We start from the raw sequence: 15,147 nt of genomic DNA, 5'->3' as shown, positions 1-15,147 counted from the left end.
GATCCCGCCGCTCTTATTTAAGGGGCATTGTTAATTGGACGCCGCCAACCGGTCGCAGCAACATCAGGCAACACCGAGCTTTGCCGAACTTTTCACTCCCAAGCTGATCACGGTCCTGCGCGAAGGCTATGACCGCACGAAATTTCAGGGGGATTTCATTGCCGGGCTGACGGTCGCGATCGTTGCCTTGCCACTGTCGATGGCGATTGCCATTGCGTCCGGCGTTACACCTGACAAAGGACTTTTCACCGCGATCGTCGGCGGGTTCATCGTATCGGCGTTGGGCGGCAGCCGCTTCCAGATTGGCGGTCCAGCGGGGGCTTTCATCGTGCTGGTCGCCTCGACCGTGGATCGCCATGGCGTGGATGGCCTGATCCTTGCGACGATGATGGCCGGTGCTTTCCTGATTGTCACCGGTTATCTGAGGCTTGGAACCTATATCAAATTCATTCCCTATCCGGTCACAGTCGGCTTTACCGCCGGGATTGCCGTCATCATCTTTGCAAGCCAGCTCAAGGAACTGTTCGGCCTCGATCTCGCAGGCAAGGAACCCGGAGATCTGCTGCCCAAGCTCGTCGCGCTCGGCGAGGCGGCAGGCACTGTCAATCTCGCAGCCGCCGCGATCTCGCTTGTGACCATTGGCGCAATTGCTGCGCTCAAGCGCTGGCGTCCGTCATGGCCGGGCATGCTGATCGCGGTGTGCCTTGCCTCGCTTGCAGCGGCCCTGTTCAGCCTTCCGGTGGAAACGCTCGGCACGCGTTTTGGCGGAATACCCCGCACCTTGCCCGTTCCCGCTCTGCCTGCGTTTACGCCGGAACTGGCAATGACGGTGCTCCCCGATGCGGTCAGCTTCGCGCTGCTCGGGGCGATTGAATCGCTGCTATCGGCGGTTGTGGCGGACGGGATGACCGGCAGGCGGCACCGCTCCAATTGTGAATTGGTGGCGCAGGGCTTTGCCAATATCGGATCTGCGCTTTTCGGTGGAATCTGCGTCACTGGAGCCATTGCGCGCACCGCGACCAATATCCGGGCGGGCGCCTATAGTCCGATCTCGGGCATGCTGCATTCGGCATTCCTGCTCGTCTTCATGCTCATTGCCGCACCGCTCGCGAGCTATATCCCGCTTGCTGCGCTCGCGGGCGTCCTTGCCGTAGTTTCCTGGAATATGGTCGAGAAGGAGGCGTTCCGCGCGCTCATTCGCTCGTCGCGCGGCGATGCTGTTGTGCTTCTCGTCACCTTCGCGCTGGTTATCTTCCGCGACCTTACTGAGGGCATCGTCGTCGGCTTTGCGCTCGGGACCATTCTCTTCATCGACCGCATGGCCAAGAGCGTGGCGCTGGAAGCGCACGAGCCCTTTGCCGTGGACGATGTGGCTGACGCCGCCGATGGGGAACGTGCCGACTACAACGCCCGGACCGGAACCGATCCCGATACCGTTGTCTACCGTCTTACCGGGGCCTTCTTCTTCGGTGCTGCGTCGACAGTCGGCACCATCCTTGATCGCATTGCCGACCAGCGGCGCAATTTCATTCTCGACTGTTCCGCGGTGCCTTTGCTTGATTCCACAGCGGCCAATGTCATCGAAGCCTCGGCGCGCAAGGCGGAACGGGCAGGAGTCCGCTTCTTCATAACCGGAGCTTCGCCCGCCGTGCGACGCATGTTGAGGTCACACGGTGTACGTCCGCCCCACGTTGCCTATGCCGCTACCATCGATGATGCGAAGACACTGCTTCGCTCATCGGTTAAATCCCGGCAAAAATAACCGAAGCGCAAAACCACATCAGATGTCAGGTCAGCCTGTTGCGGAACAGCCAGGCGGAGAATGGCAGGGTAACCGCGGCGATCGCCACCAGCGCCAGCATCTCCGGCAGCAACTGCCTTATTCCCGCACCCTCCAGATAGACCTGATGCGTAATGCTGATTGCATAGCGCAGTGGATTGATCAGCGTGAGGTACTGCAGGATGTCGGGCATATTGCCAATCGGCGCTGTCAGGCCCGATAAAAGCATGAAGGGCATCAGTAGCACGAACGAGTAGATCATCGCCTGCTGCATATTGGCGGCCAGCGATGAGATGAACAGGCCGATGCCGACTGCCGCCGCCAGAAACAGCACCAAACCCAGATAGAGAATGAAATAGGATCCAGAGAAGGGGATCTGGAACCATAGCTGGGCGACAAGCAGGATCGTGGTCGATTGGCTGAGGCCCACAAGCATTGATGGAAGCGCCTTGCCAACCATGATCTCGGAGGGTCTGAACGGCGTGACCAGCAACTGGTCGAATGTCCCGGCCTCGCGCTCGCGGGCGACCGACATGGCGGTCAGCATCAGCGTCATCATCATGGTGATCGTGCCGATCAGTGACGGGATCATATACCAGCGCGTCTCAAGGCTCGGATTATACCAGGCGCGCGTCGTGACCTTGATGCCATTATTCGCGTCCTGACCGTTCTCCTCACGCCATTGCGTCGTGAAGTCCGTCGCGATCGTGCTGATATAGCTTTGCGCGGTCCCGGCCGTATTGGAATTGCGGCCATCGGCGATGATCTGCAACTTGGCGGGCATTCCGGCCATCAGCCGTCTTTCGAAATCCTGGTCGATGACCACCACCAGCAGAACGCGGGCGTCATTGATGAAATCATTGATGTCTGCTGTCCGCCGCAACGTCGCAACGCGGCTGAAAATGCCGGAGCCGTCGAGCTTGGATACGAGTTCGACGGATGCCGCGCTGTGGTCGTGATCGAGAACCGCGTAGGGCACATTGTTGAGATCATAACTCGCCGCATAGCCGAAGATCAGGCATTGCAGGATAGGCGGCAGGACCAGCACGATACGGCTCTTCGGGTCCTTGAACATCGCCAGCAATTCCTTGCGGATCAGTGCGATTATGCGGAAGAACGATTCTCTCATGGCCGCTTCACCCGAGTTTCTTGCGCGTGGCGAACACGGACGCAGTCATCAGCAGGGTGGCCATGACTGCAAGCACTGCGGCATTGGGCAGGATGACGGCCCAGATATCGCCGGCAAGGAACAGCGTCTGCAGCACGCTCACGAAATAGCGCGCCGGGAAGATGTATGTGATGCCCTGGATCACCAGCGGCATGCTCCTGATGTCGAACATGAAGCCCGACAACATCATCGCAGGCAGGAAGGTGATGATCAGCGTGATCTGGCTGGCGACGAATTGATTCTTGGTGATCGAGGAGATCAAGAGTCCGATGCCGAGCGCCACCAGCAGATAGAGCATCGATACGATGACCAATATCCACAGCGACCCGCGCAAGGGCACGCCAAACAGTACCTGACTGCCAATGACCGAGAGTGCCAGCCCCAGCATGCCGAGGACGAAATAGGGTATGATCTTGCCGAGCAGGATTTCGCCCGGCCGGGCAGGCGTGACGAACAATGCCTCGAACGTGCCACGCTCCCACTCGCGCGCTATAACCAGTGCCGTCAGCAGCGCACCGATCAGCGTCATGACGAGGACGATCAGACCCGGTACCAGAAAATAGGTGCTGTCATTGGCCTCGTTGAACCAAAGGCGCGTTTGCAGATCGATCGACGCGCCGGAATTCAAGACCATTCCTTGCGCAGCCTCGCGTGCCAGCCACGCGCCGACAGCGCCTTGGGCATAACCGAGCGCGATACGTGCTGTGTTGGCATCGCTGCCATTGACGACGACCTGAATTTCGGCCGTGCCGTTCTGCACATCGCGGGCGAATTGCTGTGGTATACGGACGATCCCGCTGACGGTCTTGTCCGCAAGCAGCCGCTCCGCCTCCGCCATGGTCTTGACTGGATGCGTCTGGAAATAATCCGACAGTTCGAAGCCGGAAACCGCGGCGCTCGCTTCGGCCGAGGATTCCTCCATGACCAGCGCGACAGGCAGGTTTTTAAGGTCGAACGACAGGCCGTAACCGAACAGGATCAACAGGATCATCGGCATGACGATGCCGACGGCAATGCTGCTCGGATCACGCACCACCTGCCAGCTCTCCTTGCGCACCAGCGCGAGGATACGGCGCAGGCTGCCGTGGCGGGAGGCGGTCATGAGGTGGGCCCCACAAGCTGCCTACGGGCCTGCTGGCTCAACGATGCCCTTGTGGGGAGGGACGGAGCGGAGCGACGGGGAGGGGTCTTTCTTAAAAGGTTCCCCTCCCGGCTGCTTTGCAGCCACCCTCCCCACAAGGGGGAGGGCAAAGAGCGGCACCGTCGAGTGCTATTTGGACCGGCTATTTTGGAATATCCCATCACGCGGCCTCCCTTTTATCCCGTCGCGATTCCTCGACGATGGCGATGAAGGCGTCTTCCATGTTCGGTTCCTCGCCGTTTTTCGGCTTGGCATGCGCACGGATTTCGGCGGGTGTTCCCTCGGCAAGATTACGCCCCGCATCGAGAATGATGATCCGGTCGCAATATTCAGCCTCTTCCATGAAATGCGTGGTGACGATCACCGTCACGCCCTGTTCGGAAAGCGCGGTGATACGTCCCCAGAATTCGCGCCGCGCCAGTGGATCCGCACCGCTGGTGGCTTCATCCAGAAACAGGATATCCGGCTCGTGCAGCAGCGCCGCCGCCATGGCGAGGCGTTGCTTGAAACCGCCTGGAAGTTGGCCGCTCGGCAGCGTCGACAGTTCGCCAAGCTCGAATTGCTCCTTCGACCACGCGACGCGGTCACGTTTCTTCTGCCCGCGCAAACCGTAGGCGCTGGCGAAGAAGTCGAGATTTTCATCGACCGACAGATCGCCATAGAGTGAGAATTTCTGCGCCACGTAACCCAGATTCTGCCGCGCTTCCGCCCGCGAGGTGCGCAGGTCCGCACCGGCGACGCGCAGAGTGCCGCTGGTTGCTGGCATCAACCCGCACAGCATGCGGAATGTCGTGCTTTTCCCCGCGCCGTTCGGACCGAGCAACCCATAAATCTCGCCGCGCTTCACCTGAAAGCTGACATGATCGACGGCGGTGAAATCGCCAAATTTGCGCACGAGATCGTGGACTTCCACCGATATCTCGTCGCCACCCACCGTCTTGGGTCGGTCTAGTGTCACCTCGCTGGAATGGCTCTTGGTCGCCACGGCGCTGAACAGCACCATGAAACCATCCTCGAAGCGCGCTTCCACCGGCTGAAGTTTGATGGCTTTGCCGTTAACCTTGATGTCACCCTTGAAGCTCGGCTGCTTCACCAGGCGCACCTTGCCAGCCTCCGGCACGGCATCGACAACGCCTTCCTGCCGGAACAGCCGCGCCTGAAGCGACCGCGCGTTCATACCTTTGCCAGGTGTTGCGATGAACACGCTATCCCTGGCCTTTTCCGTGATTTCGTCGGGCTTGCCCTGCGCCAGAACCTTGCCGAGATGCATGACCACGGCGTGGTCGCAGAGTTCCGCCTCATCGAGATAGGAGGTGCTGACGACGACCGTCAGCCCATCGTCGTGCACGAGCTCGGTGACGATCTCCCACAATTCGCGCCGCGACAGGGGATCGACGCCCACTGTCGGCTCGTCCAGCAGGAGGAGTTCCGGCGAGCGTACGAGTGTGCAGGCAAGCCCGAGTTTCTGCTTCATCCCGCCGGAAAGCTTGCCGGCAAGGCGCTGGGTGAATCGGCCGAGATCGGTCATCTCCATCAGCCGCGGGTAAATCTCCCTGCGCTGTTCCCTGGTGATGCCGTGCAGGTCGGCGTAAAGATCGAGATTCTGCTGGACGCTCAAATCCTCGTAGAGCCCGAATTTCTGCGGCATATAGCCAATGCGGTTCTGTATCGTCTGCGGATCGGTTGCGACATCGATGCCGAGTACCTGAAGTTCGCCGCTGTCGGCGACCATCAGCCCCGCGATCAGACGCAGCAGCGTGGTCTTGCCGGCGCCGTCCGGCCCGACCAACGCAGTCAAGGTGCCCTGCCGCGCCTCGAAGGAAACGCCCTCCAGCGCTTTGACGGTCTCGCCCGTATCGCGGCGGAAGCTCTTGTGGATGGTCCGCGCCGTGACGGGATTGGTTGGCGCGGGCCCGGTCATGGCGTTGCCTTGCTGTCCGCATTTTGGGGCAGGGGCTTTGGCGCTTCGTCCGGCAAGAGCTTTACCGTGGCGGGCATGCCGAGCCGGAACAGATCATCCTTGTCCTCAACGAAAACCCGCACCTCGTAGACGAGGCTCGAGCGCAGATCTTCGGTCTCCACCGTCTTCGGCGTGAATTCCGCCACCGGCGAGATGAAGCCAACCCAGCCATCAAGCGGGCGATCCGGGAAACTATCCGAGGTAACCTTGGCGCGCATGCCGGAACGGACATGGCCGAGATTGACCTCCGAGACATAGGCCCGGACCCACTTGGTGCCGATGGTCGCCAGCGAGAATACGGGCTTCGTCGGGGCTGCCATTTCGCCCGGCTCCATCAGGCGCGAGCGTACGACCGCATCGAACGGCGCCACCAGCTCGGCATCGTCCAACTCCTGCCTTATCAGCGCGAGCTGTGCCTCATTGCCGCGCAGTTGCGCCTCGGCTTGCAACAATTCTTCGGCACGCGGACCGGCAATGGCAAGGTCGAGCGTACTTTGCGCCACTTCAACCTTGGCATCGGCGACCGCTGCGGTAGCCTTTGCGGTGTCGAGCTCCTGCTTGCTGATGGTGGAGCTCACCGTCAGCGCGACCCGCCGCTCATATTGTACGTTGGCATTGGCAGCGTCCGCCTTGGCGGATGCGAGATTGGCGCGCGCCTGCGCAATTTCCTCAGGACGGCTGCCGTTGCGAAGTTTCATCACCATGGCACGTTGCGCGGCAACAGTCGCATCGGCTTCCCGTACCTGCGGCGCCAGACGACTGGTATCGAGCCGCGCCAGCACCTGGCCTTTCTTGACGATATCGCCTTCCTCGACCAGAACGCCGGCAATGCGTTCCGAGCCGTTGAAGGCGAGCGAGGCCTGACGCAGATCGACATTGCCGAAAAGCGTCAACGCGTCATTGCTGGCCGGCCGGTGCGTATACCACCATGCTCCGCCGCCAATCGCGGCGAGGACAAGAAGGAGAACGATTGTTCGAAGAGGCTTGCTCATTTTACAAACATAGCCAAACAAACATCATATGTCAAATTTGAATTTCAATTTTAACTTTGAAAAATTTCAAATCGCGTGTAAGGTGATTCCCATGGCACGGAAAACACCACGAAAACTCCCCGGCCGCCGCGAAGACGGCGCCACGACGAAGGCTCAAATTCTGGAGGCTGCAGGCGAGGTTTTCGCCGAAAAAGGTTTCGATCGCGCCACCGGCAAGGAGATCGCCGAGCGGGCAGGGAGCAACTCGGCTGCGGTCAATTATTATTATGGCGGGATCGAAGGTCTATACGCCGAAGTGCTTATAGAGGCCCATCGCCGGCTTTTGACCTACGACAAGCTCGTTGCACTTGCACAGGGTCCTGGAGAGCCGATCGAAAAACTGAAAATCCTCATCGGACTGATCGCCCGCACGATTACCGGACAGGAGTCGTCTTCGTGGGCGCTGCGGGTTCTTAGCCGTGAGATACTCTCGCCATCGTCGGTTTTTCCAGTGCTTGTAAAGCAGGAAATTTTACCGAAGAAGCTGGTTGTAACGGGCATTATCGGGGAGATTCTCGGCCTGCCGCATGACCACCCCGCAGTCACGCGTTGCGCTCTGAATATCATTGCTCCCTTCGCCATGCTGCTGGTCGGCAACAAGCAGATATTTACCCAGGTCCTGCCGGGGTTGAACTCCGGAGAGCCTGAAGCACAGGAGGCGATTGTCGAACATTTTCAACGCTTTGCCATTGCCGGGTTGACGGCAACGGCAGCCGCGCTCCGTTCAGACCTTCATTGACACGTATCTTTGGAACTATCGGGACGCCTGTCCTTGGGCGTTGTATAGGCAGGCTCATCGGCTTTCTTTTGTGATTTGGCAATCGCTTCCCGCAGCATCTGCCATTCTCTTTCATGGCGCTGGTAAACATCCTGCGGAACAATTTGTATCGTCATGTGGGTTCTCCGAATGGGTTGATGGCCCGGTAACGATCACATAGGGCGCCCGTTCCCTCTCCGCCATTCAAGATTTGCAACCGCCATTTACAGACGTGAAGGGGAGTGCCAGATCCGCACACGTTAGCGTGTTTGGTTGGAACTTTGCCGTTCATGCTAAGTTCATCGATGTAGGTGCACCAATGGTTGCATCACTTCGCAGGAGGCATTTATGCACAAAACACTATCCGCCATTTCGGCAGCCATGCTCGGACTGGCAATGTTGCTGACATCCGCCGTTTCATCCTTCGCCGCGCCCATTTCGCCTGCTACATTGCAGGTAACATCAAATGTCGAGCAGGTCAGGGATAGCCGGGCAGATTGGAAGCGCCATCACTATAGCTCCCGGCGTGATTGGCGCCGTGATCGCTACGACTGGCGCCGCGACCGCCATGATTGGCGCCGCGACCGGTACGCTCGCCGGCATTGGGACAACCGGCGGGATTATCGTGGCTACAGGTACCATCGCGGCAACAGGTATCTGTATGGCAACGGCTATGTAGGCAAGAGCTGGCAATAACAGCACCTGTGCAGAAAAAAAGTGGGGCGGTTCATAAAAGCCGCCCTTTTTCTTTTTATCGGCGCTTCGACAAAGCCTCGTAGCCGACGCGAACCTTCTCTGCCAGTGTAAGCAATCTGTCCTTGCAGGTTTTCGCATCGAGATCCGCCGGTTGTTTCGGCGAGGCGATCACTGCCCGGAGCCAGCCGCGTACGGTGCTGTCGGCCTCATCGGCCGATTTGCCAAGCCCCTTCAGAACGGTTTCACTGCTTTCGATTGCCGAATAATGCGGCTCGCGCCCGAGTGCATCCTGACACTGATAGGAAACAGTCACGAGATTTTTCGCATCCGCGATTACCCCGCTCTTGCTGACGCTGCTGCCGCCCGTTGTCGTGCATGCCGACAAGATCGCAGCCATCAATACAGTACCCAGAACTGAAAATCGCATCCCGCTCCCCCGATCGCTGGAGTGCAGGCTATTCAACCATCATCATGGTGTCGAGAGGGTCAATCTGGAGAAAGCAGGTTTGCTACGGCACGAGCAGGTGCTGGCTCCAGTCCTGTTTAGGCACGAGCTCGCCTATCTTGTATTTGAAGGCCACAATGCTCATGTTGTCGGCGCTGGTTTCGCAATTGTATTTCAGGTGGTACCACTCACCGCGGCTGCGAAAGGCCGCGCCGCGCGTCTTGATCGCGTGGTCCTGCATCGTCGGATCGGCGAACGCATAGGCGAGCACTTTGTCCGGGTTGAACTTCCCTCCGTCCTTGCGGATGCGTTCCATTGCTTCGACATCGCAGCGCTGTTCCAGCCGGGTTTGCGGATCGAGCTTTTTCAAGCCTGCCTCCTCGGTCGAATTCATGGCAAATGCTGGACGAAGTGCGAAAGCTGACAGCACAATCGCAACAAAAATCTTCTTCATGCTCTCATTGGCCCCTGTATCTGCGAATGGTGCCGGACAATATCGGCAAGAGATACCAATAGCCAACCCTTCCGGGGCGAGCGCCCACAAAATTGAACGCTATCTCGCAAAACTGTGATTCAGCGGCCTTTTCAGAAGCGGTAGCGGATGCCGAAGACATTGGCATTGGAGCCTTCGCCCGTATTTCCGAATGTCCCGTTTGCGCCCGAACGGTGGTGCAGCTGCCAGGTCAATTCGAGATTGGGGGCCCCGCGCCAGCGCACAGACAGTTCAGGCCCGAGTAACCCGAGGAATGGCAGAATTTCATGCTTCCGCCGGGGTCCCTCAGGAGAAAACGATCCGGGTAATGATACAAACATTCCACCTGAAGGGAATCCCGGAAATTTCTCTGTCCACCAGCGAACCAAGGTGGAAGGCGTGAGTGACCTAAATCAAATTAATTAGAAACACTTAGCTGGGTTTTGCTTCGCGGAACAAGTGCCCCGTCTTCTGCGTTCATCCACCATGATCAATCTCGATTTTCTTGCCGTCACGATTGAAATCGACGAAACGGGTGAGCTCCGGAACGTAAGTTCCGTTGCAGAGGCCTCCGAAATCCTTCGCGAGAATTGGCCGGTTCACCGCGGCAAGGAACTTTCGAGAGCGCGGCGGGCCTGCCTCGACGCAATGGAAGGAACGGGGAGCGTGGAGGAGGCGAGAACTGCCTTCGTCGCGGCCGCCAAGGAAGCCCGCATATTGGTTTGGAACAGCGCCTGGCAGTTTTGAAGTCCGCTATCTGCCGCGAATGCGATTTTTGGGCGAAACGGAACAAAATCCTTGCAAACAAGGGGTTTCATCTTTAGTCAGCGTCCTCGGAGAGGTGGCCGAGTGGTCGAAGGCGCTCCCCTGCTAAGGGAGTAGACCCGTTAAACGGTCTCGAGGGTTCGAATCCCTTCCTCTCCGCCATCGATCTCTACTAAATGATTGATATAAAGCAATATTCTGTCACGATCGATCTCCCCCCTGCACCTTTTCCTGCACCTTTCCCCCGCGCTATCCGCTGATTTTCACCGTCAATCGCTGCCTTTCCGCGATCCACTTGGTTGCACGCGAGGGAGCGTTGCTCATCCATGTGGTCCAACTTTACCAGCGCTGGCGCTCTCCCGCGGCGGGCCCAATTGTCCACTGGGCGAGAACCTCAAGCAACCCGCGAAGAGGAAGTGTTCCAAACTTGGTATCAATCCTAGTAGTGGCTGTCTCGCGATGACGGGGCGAACTGTGCCCGCCATTCCTCCTCAGTCAACTCGAACAGCTTCGTCGGCAATGGTGCTGGCCGGTGCATAACCACCTGCTGGGAGCGGTCGATGAGGAAGCCGTGCATTTTTGCGATGAGCTCCAGCGCGCTGACGGCGGCCGCATATTTCCCGTCTATCACTGCTTGCCGTTTGATCTCGAACAGGTCGCGGGTCAAACCTTCCACAGTGACCATGGTCTTGGCCTGCACCTCTTCCTGCAATTCTGCCACCCTAGCCGCCACCTGAGTATTTCTGAGCAGCTTCGCGGCATTCACCTCGGCGGAATTGCCCGTCGCGCGATAGGCTCTGCTGTAAGCACGCGAGGCCGGGCCGCCCTGAACCACGGCCTGAGCAAATGCCTCCCATCTGAGGTTATTGAGCGCTGACATGGCCCGAAGATACAATGAGCGGTCAGATGGGGATAGACGTTTGCTCTTTCGTCTGGGAAAAAGCGTGTCCCCCAAGCCGATGGTTATTCTATCGCACCCGGCAGGTGAATTATACATGATTTAACCAGCGGGTGATCTGATCGCTCAAGCTTTCTCTGGGATACGGTTGGGCTAACTGTCCGCGTATTGTGCAGAGCGTTCGGAAAGCATTGGGGGAACTATGGAAAAAGTTAAATCCGCAAGTGAGAACTCGACTGAAGCGTCGGGCGATATCAGTTCAGAGGACAAAGACCGTTATATAGAGATATGGAAGAAAGCTGTAGAAACGCAGATGCATTTCAACGAAATGTCCGGGAAATCACGTCAATTGGGGCTGACTTTTGTCGCGGCAGCTCTGGGCGTTGCAGTGGTCATGGTGGCGAGAGGCGACGACTTTGCGCTAACCTTCTTCAATTGGAAGATACACGTTGGGGTTTTACTTATTTTGGCCGCCACAGCGGCGATATTTGGTGTGCGCGTCCTCGATCTGAACGTATATCATCGCATGCTTCGCGGCGCAGTCACATTCGGAGAGGATTTCGAGAAGAACTATATGAGTAAAATTTTTACCCTGAACAAGGGCATGACACAGGCCATTTCCCACTTCAGTAGGTTTGGCGACGCGTCAGTGAACAAGGACGGTCCTAAATACGTATATTGTGGCTCCAGTCTACTGTCCGCCGAAAAGAAGATAATATGGTTTTACAACGTCACTACGTTGTTCCTGCTGGGTGCCGCTATCGGTCTGTTTTTGATAAATAATTTTGCGCAGCCATCCAGCAAAGTTTCAGCTCGAGTAGTTCAGGATCAATCCACCAACGAGAAGCCGAGCGATGGTGCCATAGTTGCTCCACAAACGGGGCCCGCCGAAGCGAAGTGACGAACAATGCGTAAAAAGCTCCTCATCTGCGATCTTGATAATACGTTATACGATTGGGTTGCCTACTTTGTTGATGCATTTTACGCGTTGGCTGATGAGGTAGTCAGGATCACGAATTGCGACCGCGAACAACTTCTCGACGATTTTCGCGAAGTCCATCGAATGCACCACGATGCAGAGCATCCGTTTGCGGTATTAGAAACAAAAGCGATTGCCACTATTTTCCCGCAGAAATCGAGAGCTGAAATCGCGCAAATTCTTGACCCCGCGCTTCATGCGTTCAATTCGAGGCGTAAGCGAAGTCTCGCGCTCTATGCTGGGGTGCGCGAGACGCTCGACGCTCTTCGAGAGAACAATGTCACTTTGGTAGCTCACACCGAAAGTAAGCTATACGCAGTGGTTGATCGGCTATCACGGCTAGAATTGGTGGAGTACTTCAACCACATTTACTGTCGAGAGCGATCCAATTCCTTACATCCCAGCGGTGACGGTGCATGGGACTATCTCTCGAATTTTCCTATGGATAAGGTCATCGAACTATCCCACCATCAACGAAAGCCCAACCAACGTGTTTTGCTGGAAATCTGCGCTCGAGAAGGCGTTTCCCCAGAGGATACTGCTTACGTTGGCGACAGCATGAGCCGCGATGTCCTTATGGCAAAGAGAGCTCACGTGTATGCAATATGGGCCAAATATGGAACTAACCACAACGAGACCGACTACCAACGGCTTGTGCGCGTGTCCCACTGGACCGACGAGGACATAAGACGCGAGAAAACATTGGCTATCGAGGTTTCGTCAATCTCGCCGGACTATATCGCGGAGAACTCATTTGCGGAGGTTTTATCTGCGCTATCCGCCTAATAGGGCCGAAAATGCGAGGTGTATCCGGAGCGCTTGCGACAGATCGTCCAATTTGATCAACTGGCTTAATGGAATTGTCACCGCCAGTCGCAATACTGCTGCTGGTGATGGCGCGCAACATCTATATATTCCGGCGCATCAAATGGGGTGATCCGAAGCCTTAGCTGAAGATGCCTGCATTCTTATCGCCTTCGCCGCCATGCCACCTCAAATGCGTCTCGGACCATGCAATGTTACCGTAACGTACTGGCGTTTCGTTCGAAGCATGCATTCCATCGGCCAAGGGTTTCCGACACGAGAGGGTACCAAATGAAGAACGTTGGATTTCTTGCACTCGCAATGCTGAGTACGACAATCGTCATGCCGGGCTTGGGCATGGCCGAAACCGTGCAGGTGCCCATTCCCAAGACTGCGGCGGAGGTCCCCGGTCCCGTTCCCGGCAACACAATGACTGACGCATACGTTCAGTTGGTTGGCCGTATGGCGTATGTGTGGGGATACCCATTGGTGAACGCGCACAATCGCCGCGAAGCGTTCAGGGCTGCGCCCGAGCCGGGATTGTTGGGCGGTGCTCTTCCGGTGGCCCCTGTCGGCTTCAATCAGATGCTGACCGATTACATCAAGCCGGATCAGACCTTCATCGTGTGCCCCAATCAGGATGTGGCCTATGGAGCAGGGTTTACGGCGCTCGACAAGGAACCGACGGTCATTCAGGTGCCAGACTTCGGCGACCGCTTTTACGTCTACGCGATGTATGATCAGCGCACCGACGAAATTGGCCGGATCGGCCAGCAATATGGAACCAAGCCCGGTTTTTACATGATCGTCGGCCAGAACTGGAACGGTGAACTGCCCAAGGGCATCACCGACGTGATCCGTTCGTCAACTGATCTCGTATTCATCGTCCCTCGGATCTTCAAGGACGCTACGCCCGAAGATACCAAGGCGGTTCAGCCCGTTATCGACCAGATCGTCATGTACCCGCTCAGCCAGTTTGACGGTAAGATGAAGACGAAGGACTACAGCAAATCGCCGGATTTCCCGGTCCCGGCTGCAGCGTCAGATGCGCCGAAAGGCGAAAGCAAGTGGGTGAAACCTGAAACCTACTACGACGAGTTGCCCGTCGTCATGAAGGAGGTGCCGCCGCTGCCGGGTGAAGAAGCGCTCTACGGCTGGATCACGTCCGTGTGGGACGCCGCCTCCAAGAACCCGGAGACCAAGAAGGCATTGGTTGCATCGTTTGTAACGGCCGAGAAAGACCTCATCGAGCCACTGTTTCAGTTCCAATACAACGGCAGGGCGATTGGCAATGGCTGGACCGTCCCGGAGAATGCAGCGGAATGGGGAACCGACTACCTCAACCGGACCGCCATCAGCAAATCGAGCATGTACCAGAACACGTCTGCGGAAACGCGATACAATTTGCGCGAGTTCGATAACGAAGGGAAACCGTTTGACGGCACCAAGCAATACACCATCACCTTCGCCAAGGGCGAAGTCCCGCCCGTGAAGGGGTTCTGGTCTTTGACCATGTACAACGACGTCAAGTTTTTCCATCCGAACCCGCTGAACCGCTTCTCGCTCGGCACGAAAAACAAGGACCTCAAATACGCAGAGGACGGATCGCTGACGCTTTACCTTGGCGCGAAATCACCGGGTAAGGAGAACGAAGCCAATTGGCTCCCGGCACCCGAAGGCCACTTCTCGCTGATTTTGCGGCTCTATTGGCCCGAGGATGCTGTCCTGAGCGGAAAATGGCTGCCACCAGACATTAAGCAGTCAAACTAGAAAACTGGTGCCAATAAACTTCCATCAAGGGAGGCATCAATGACAGTTACAACCCACGCAGGTTTCAGCGGAGCCTCGCTGGCGGTCTACGTCGCACAACTCGGCAGTCTGGCGATGATCGCGATCGGTCTTTGCTATCTCGTGTTGGCGCGGGAGGGTGCAATGACGTCGGTCACGAACGCTGAGCGCCTAGCTCCAGCTCTGTGCGCCGTCGGCATCCTTGCGGAATTTCTGGCTGGGTTCGTCGGGTATTACGCAGTCGCTGCGGTCTGGCCGAATTTCTTCTACACGCCGATTACCCAAGGCAAGGTGACATGGCTCGCTTTGCAGGCGGTGTGCATCGCAGTCTATCTCCTTGGCGTCATCTACGCCTATGGCGGCATCCGCCGGGCAGCGGGGCAACACCGATGACACATGTGCCTTGCAACTTGATGTCTGGCGGCAGTGCAACGGCTCCTCGGGGCGCTGAGGCGGTCAGTCA

The 15,147-nt window shown here is 57.4% G+C and carries 17 protein-coding genes and 1 tRNA gene; 9 read left to right on the top strand and 9 right to left on the bottom strand.

Annotation, left to right across the window (positions count from 1 at the left end):
- Positions 1-34: 34 nt before the first annotated feature.
- The gene (locus ACSQ3H_RS19425; RefSeq protein WP_436118550.1) at positions 35-1,762 is read left to right on the top strand and encodes a SulP family inorganic anion transporter; all 1,728 of its coding nucleotides are present in this window, start codon (positions 35-37) and stop codon (positions 1,760-1,762) included.
- Between the two features lie 25 nt (positions 1,763-1,787).
- On the opposite strand, the gene ACSQ3H_RS19420 is transcribed toward ACSQ3H_RS19425, so the two are convergent.
- From ACSQ3H_RS19420 to ACSQ3H_RS19405, 4 genes are all read right to left on the bottom strand, one after another.
- A complete protein-coding gene (locus ACSQ3H_RS19420) occupies positions 1,788-2,909 on the bottom strand; it encodes an ABC transporter permease (RefSeq protein WP_436118549.1) in 1,122 nt (373 codons plus the stop codon).
- Positions 2,910-2,916: 7 nt separating this feature from the next.
- The gene (locus tag ACSQ3H_RS19415; RefSeq protein ID WP_436118548.1) at positions 2,917-4,050 is read right to left on the bottom strand and encodes an ABC transporter permease; all 1,134 of its coding nucleotides are present in this window, start codon (positions 4,048-4,050) and stop codon (positions 2,917-2,919) included.
- A 199-nt stretch (positions 4,051-4,249) separates the two neighbouring features.
- Complete coding sequence (locus ACSQ3H_RS19410; RefSeq protein ID WP_436118547.1) at positions 4,250-6,010, bottom strand: ATP-binding cassette domain-containing protein; 1,761 nt, start codon at positions 6,008-6,010, stop codon at positions 4,250-4,252.
- Positions 6,007-7,041 carry an efflux RND transporter periplasmic adaptor subunit gene (locus tag ACSQ3H_RS19405; RefSeq protein WP_436118546.1) on the bottom strand — a complete coding sequence of 345 codons (1,035 nt, stop codon included), beginning with the start codon at positions 7,039-7,041 and terminating at the stop codon, positions 6,007-6,009. The genes ACSQ3H_RS19410 and ACSQ3H_RS19405 overlap by 4 nt, the downstream gene beginning before the upstream one ends.
- A gap of 91 nt (positions 7,042-7,132) precedes the next feature.
- Between ACSQ3H_RS19405 and ACSQ3H_RS19400 the strand changes: the two genes are divergently transcribed.
- Entirely contained in the window at positions 7,133-7,819 is a 687-nt protein-coding gene (locus ACSQ3H_RS19400; RefSeq protein WP_436118545.1) for a CerR family C-terminal domain-containing protein, read from the top strand.
- On the opposite strand, the gene ACSQ3H_RS19395 is transcribed toward ACSQ3H_RS19400, so the two are convergent.
- On the bottom strand, positions 7,813-7,974 hold the full coding sequence (locus tag ACSQ3H_RS19395) for a hypothetical protein (protein ID WP_436118544.1): 162 nt from the start codon (positions 7,972-7,974) through the stop codon (positions 7,813-7,815). The two genes, ACSQ3H_RS19400 and ACSQ3H_RS19395, sit on opposite strands and share 7 nt — an antisense overlap.
- Before the next feature lie 211 nt (positions 7,975-8,185).
- Between ACSQ3H_RS19395 and ACSQ3H_RS19390 the strand changes: the two genes are divergently transcribed.
- A complete protein-coding gene (locus ACSQ3H_RS19390; protein WP_436118543.1) occupies positions 8,186-8,533 on the top strand; it encodes a hypothetical protein in 348 nt (115 codons plus the stop codon).
- A 55-nt stretch (positions 8,534-8,588) separates the two neighbouring features.
- On the opposite strand, the gene ACSQ3H_RS19385 is transcribed toward ACSQ3H_RS19390, so the two are convergent.
- From ACSQ3H_RS19385 to ACSQ3H_RS19375, 3 genes are all read right to left on the bottom strand, one after another.
- On the bottom strand, positions 8,589-8,960 hold the full coding sequence (locus ACSQ3H_RS19385; RefSeq protein ID WP_436118542.1) for a hypothetical protein: 372 nt from the start codon (positions 8,958-8,960) through the stop codon (positions 8,589-8,591).
- A gap of 82 nt (positions 8,961-9,042) precedes the next feature.
- Positions 9,043-9,432, bottom strand: a complete 390-nt coding sequence (locus tag ACSQ3H_RS19380; protein WP_436118541.1) for a DUF930 domain-containing protein — start codon at positions 9,430-9,432, stop codon at positions 9,043-9,045.
- Positions 9,433-9,563: 131 nt separating this feature from the next.
- Positions 9,564-9,791, bottom strand: a complete 228-nt coding sequence (locus ACSQ3H_RS19375; protein WP_436118540.1) for a hypothetical protein — start codon at positions 9,789-9,791, stop codon at positions 9,564-9,566.
- 118 nt (positions 9,792-9,909) lie between these two features.
- Between ACSQ3H_RS19375 and ACSQ3H_RS19370 the strand changes: the two genes are divergently transcribed.
- Both ACSQ3H_RS19370 and ACSQ3H_RS19365 read left to right on the top strand, forming a co-directional pair.
- On the top strand, positions 9,910-10,197 hold the full coding sequence (locus ACSQ3H_RS19370) for a DUF982 domain-containing protein (protein ID WP_436118539.1): 288 nt from the start codon (positions 9,910-9,912) through the stop codon (positions 10,195-10,197).
- An 88-nt stretch (positions 10,198-10,285) separates the two neighbouring features.
- A tRNA-Ser gene (locus ACSQ3H_RS19365) sits at positions 10,286-10,377 on the top strand.
- Between the two features lie 277 nt (positions 10,378-10,654).
- On the opposite strand, the gene ACSQ3H_RS19360 is transcribed toward ACSQ3H_RS19365, so the two are convergent.
- Positions 10,655-11,095, bottom strand: coding sequence for a terminase small subunit (locus tag ACSQ3H_RS19360; protein WP_436118538.1), 441 nt, complete (start codon positions 11,093-11,095; stop codon positions 10,655-10,657).
- 220 nt (positions 11,096-11,315) lie between these two features.
- On the opposite strand from ACSQ3H_RS19360, the gene ACSQ3H_RS19355 reads away from it, so the two are divergent.
- The 4 genes from ACSQ3H_RS19355 to ACSQ3H_RS19340 all read left to right on the top strand — a co-directional run bounded on the left by ACSQ3H_RS19355 (position 11,316) and on the right by ACSQ3H_RS19340 (position 15,077).
- Positions 11,316-12,014 (top strand): hypothetical protein, encoded by a 699-nt coding sequence (locus ACSQ3H_RS19355; protein WP_436118537.1) that lies wholly within the window; start codon positions 11,316-11,318, stop codon positions 12,012-12,014.
- Between the two features lie 6 nt (positions 12,015-12,020).
- Positions 12,021-12,878 carry an HAD family hydrolase gene (locus ACSQ3H_RS19350; RefSeq protein WP_436118536.1) on the top strand — a complete coding sequence of 286 codons (858 nt, stop codon included), beginning with the start codon at positions 12,021-12,023 and terminating at the stop codon, positions 12,876-12,878.
- A gap of 309 nt (positions 12,879-13,187) precedes the next feature.
- A complete protein-coding gene (locus ACSQ3H_RS19345; protein WP_436118535.1) occupies positions 13,188-14,666 on the top strand; it encodes a DUF1254 domain-containing protein in 1,479 nt (492 codons plus the stop codon).
- A 39-nt stretch (positions 14,667-14,705) separates the two neighbouring features.
- Positions 14,706-15,077: a hypothetical protein gene (locus ACSQ3H_RS19340; protein WP_436118534.1), complete on the top strand. Its 372-nt coding sequence runs from the start codon at positions 14,706-14,708 to the stop codon at positions 15,075-15,077.
- The last annotated feature ends 70 nt before the right edge of the window (positions 15,078-15,147 follow it).

The sequence above is a fragment of the Phyllobacterium sp. LjRoot231 genome, from assembly GCF_964253365.1.
Taxonomy (GTDB): Bacteria; Pseudomonadota; Alphaproteobacteria; order Rhizobiales; family Rhizobiaceae; genus Phyllobacterium.
Note: the sequence above shows the minus strand (reverse complement) of the source record. Positions and strands in the feature narration are given on the sequence as shown.

Coding starts and splice junctions, on each gene's coding strand:
- ACSQ3H_RS19420 (WP_436118549.1), bottom strand. CDS start 2,909: ATGAGAGAATCGTTCTTCCGCATAATCGCACTGATCCGCAAGGAATTG.
- ACSQ3H_RS19415 (WP_436118548.1), bottom strand. CDS start 4,050: ATGACCGCCTCCCGCCACGGCAGCCTGCGCCGTATCCTCGCGCTGGTG.
- ACSQ3H_RS19410 (WP_436118547.1), bottom strand. CDS start 6,010: ATGACCGGGCCCGCGCCAACCAATCCCGTCACGGCGCGGACCATCCAC.
- ACSQ3H_RS19405 (WP_436118546.1), bottom strand. CDS start 7,041: ATGAGCAAGCCTCTTCGAACAATCGTTCTCCTTCTTGTCCTCGCCGCG.
- ACSQ3H_RS19400 (WP_436118545.1), top strand. CDS start 7,133: ATGGCACGGAAAACACCACGAAAACTCCCCGGCCGCCGCGAAGACGGC.
- ACSQ3H_RS19395 (WP_436118544.1), bottom strand. CDS start 7,974: ATGACGATACAAATTGTTCCGCAGGATGTTTACCAGCGCCATGAAAGA.
- ACSQ3H_RS19390 (WP_436118543.1), top strand. CDS start 8,186: ATGCACAAAACACTATCCGCCATTTCGGCAGCCATGCTCGGACTGGCA.
- ACSQ3H_RS19385 (WP_436118542.1), bottom strand. CDS start 8,960: ATGCGATTTTCAGTTCTGGGTACTGTATTGATGGCTGCGATCTTGTCG.
- ACSQ3H_RS19380 (WP_436118541.1), bottom strand. CDS start 9,432: ATGAAGAAGATTTTTGTTGCGATTGTGCTGTCAGCTTTCGCACTTCGT.
- ACSQ3H_RS19375 (WP_436118540.1), bottom strand. CDS start 9,791: ATGTTTGTATCATTACCCGGATCGTTTTCTCCTGAGGGACCCCGGCGG.
- ACSQ3H_RS19360 (WP_436118538.1), bottom strand. CDS start 11,095: ATGTCAGCGCTCAATAACCTCAGATGGGAGGCATTTGCTCAGGCCGTG.
- ACSQ3H_RS19355 (WP_436118537.1), top strand. CDS start 11,316: ATGGAAAAAGTTAAATCCGCAAGTGAGAACTCGACTGAAGCGTCGGGC.
- ACSQ3H_RS19350 (WP_436118536.1), top strand. CDS start 12,021: ATGCGTAAAAAGCTCCTCATCTGCGATCTTGATAATACGTTATACGAT.
- ACSQ3H_RS19345 (WP_436118535.1), top strand. CDS start 13,188: ATGAAGAACGTTGGATTTCTTGCACTCGCAATGCTGAGTACGACAATC.
- ACSQ3H_RS19340 (WP_436118534.1), top strand. CDS start 14,706: ATGACAGTTACAACCCACGCAGGTTTCAGCGGAGCCTCGCTGGCGGTC.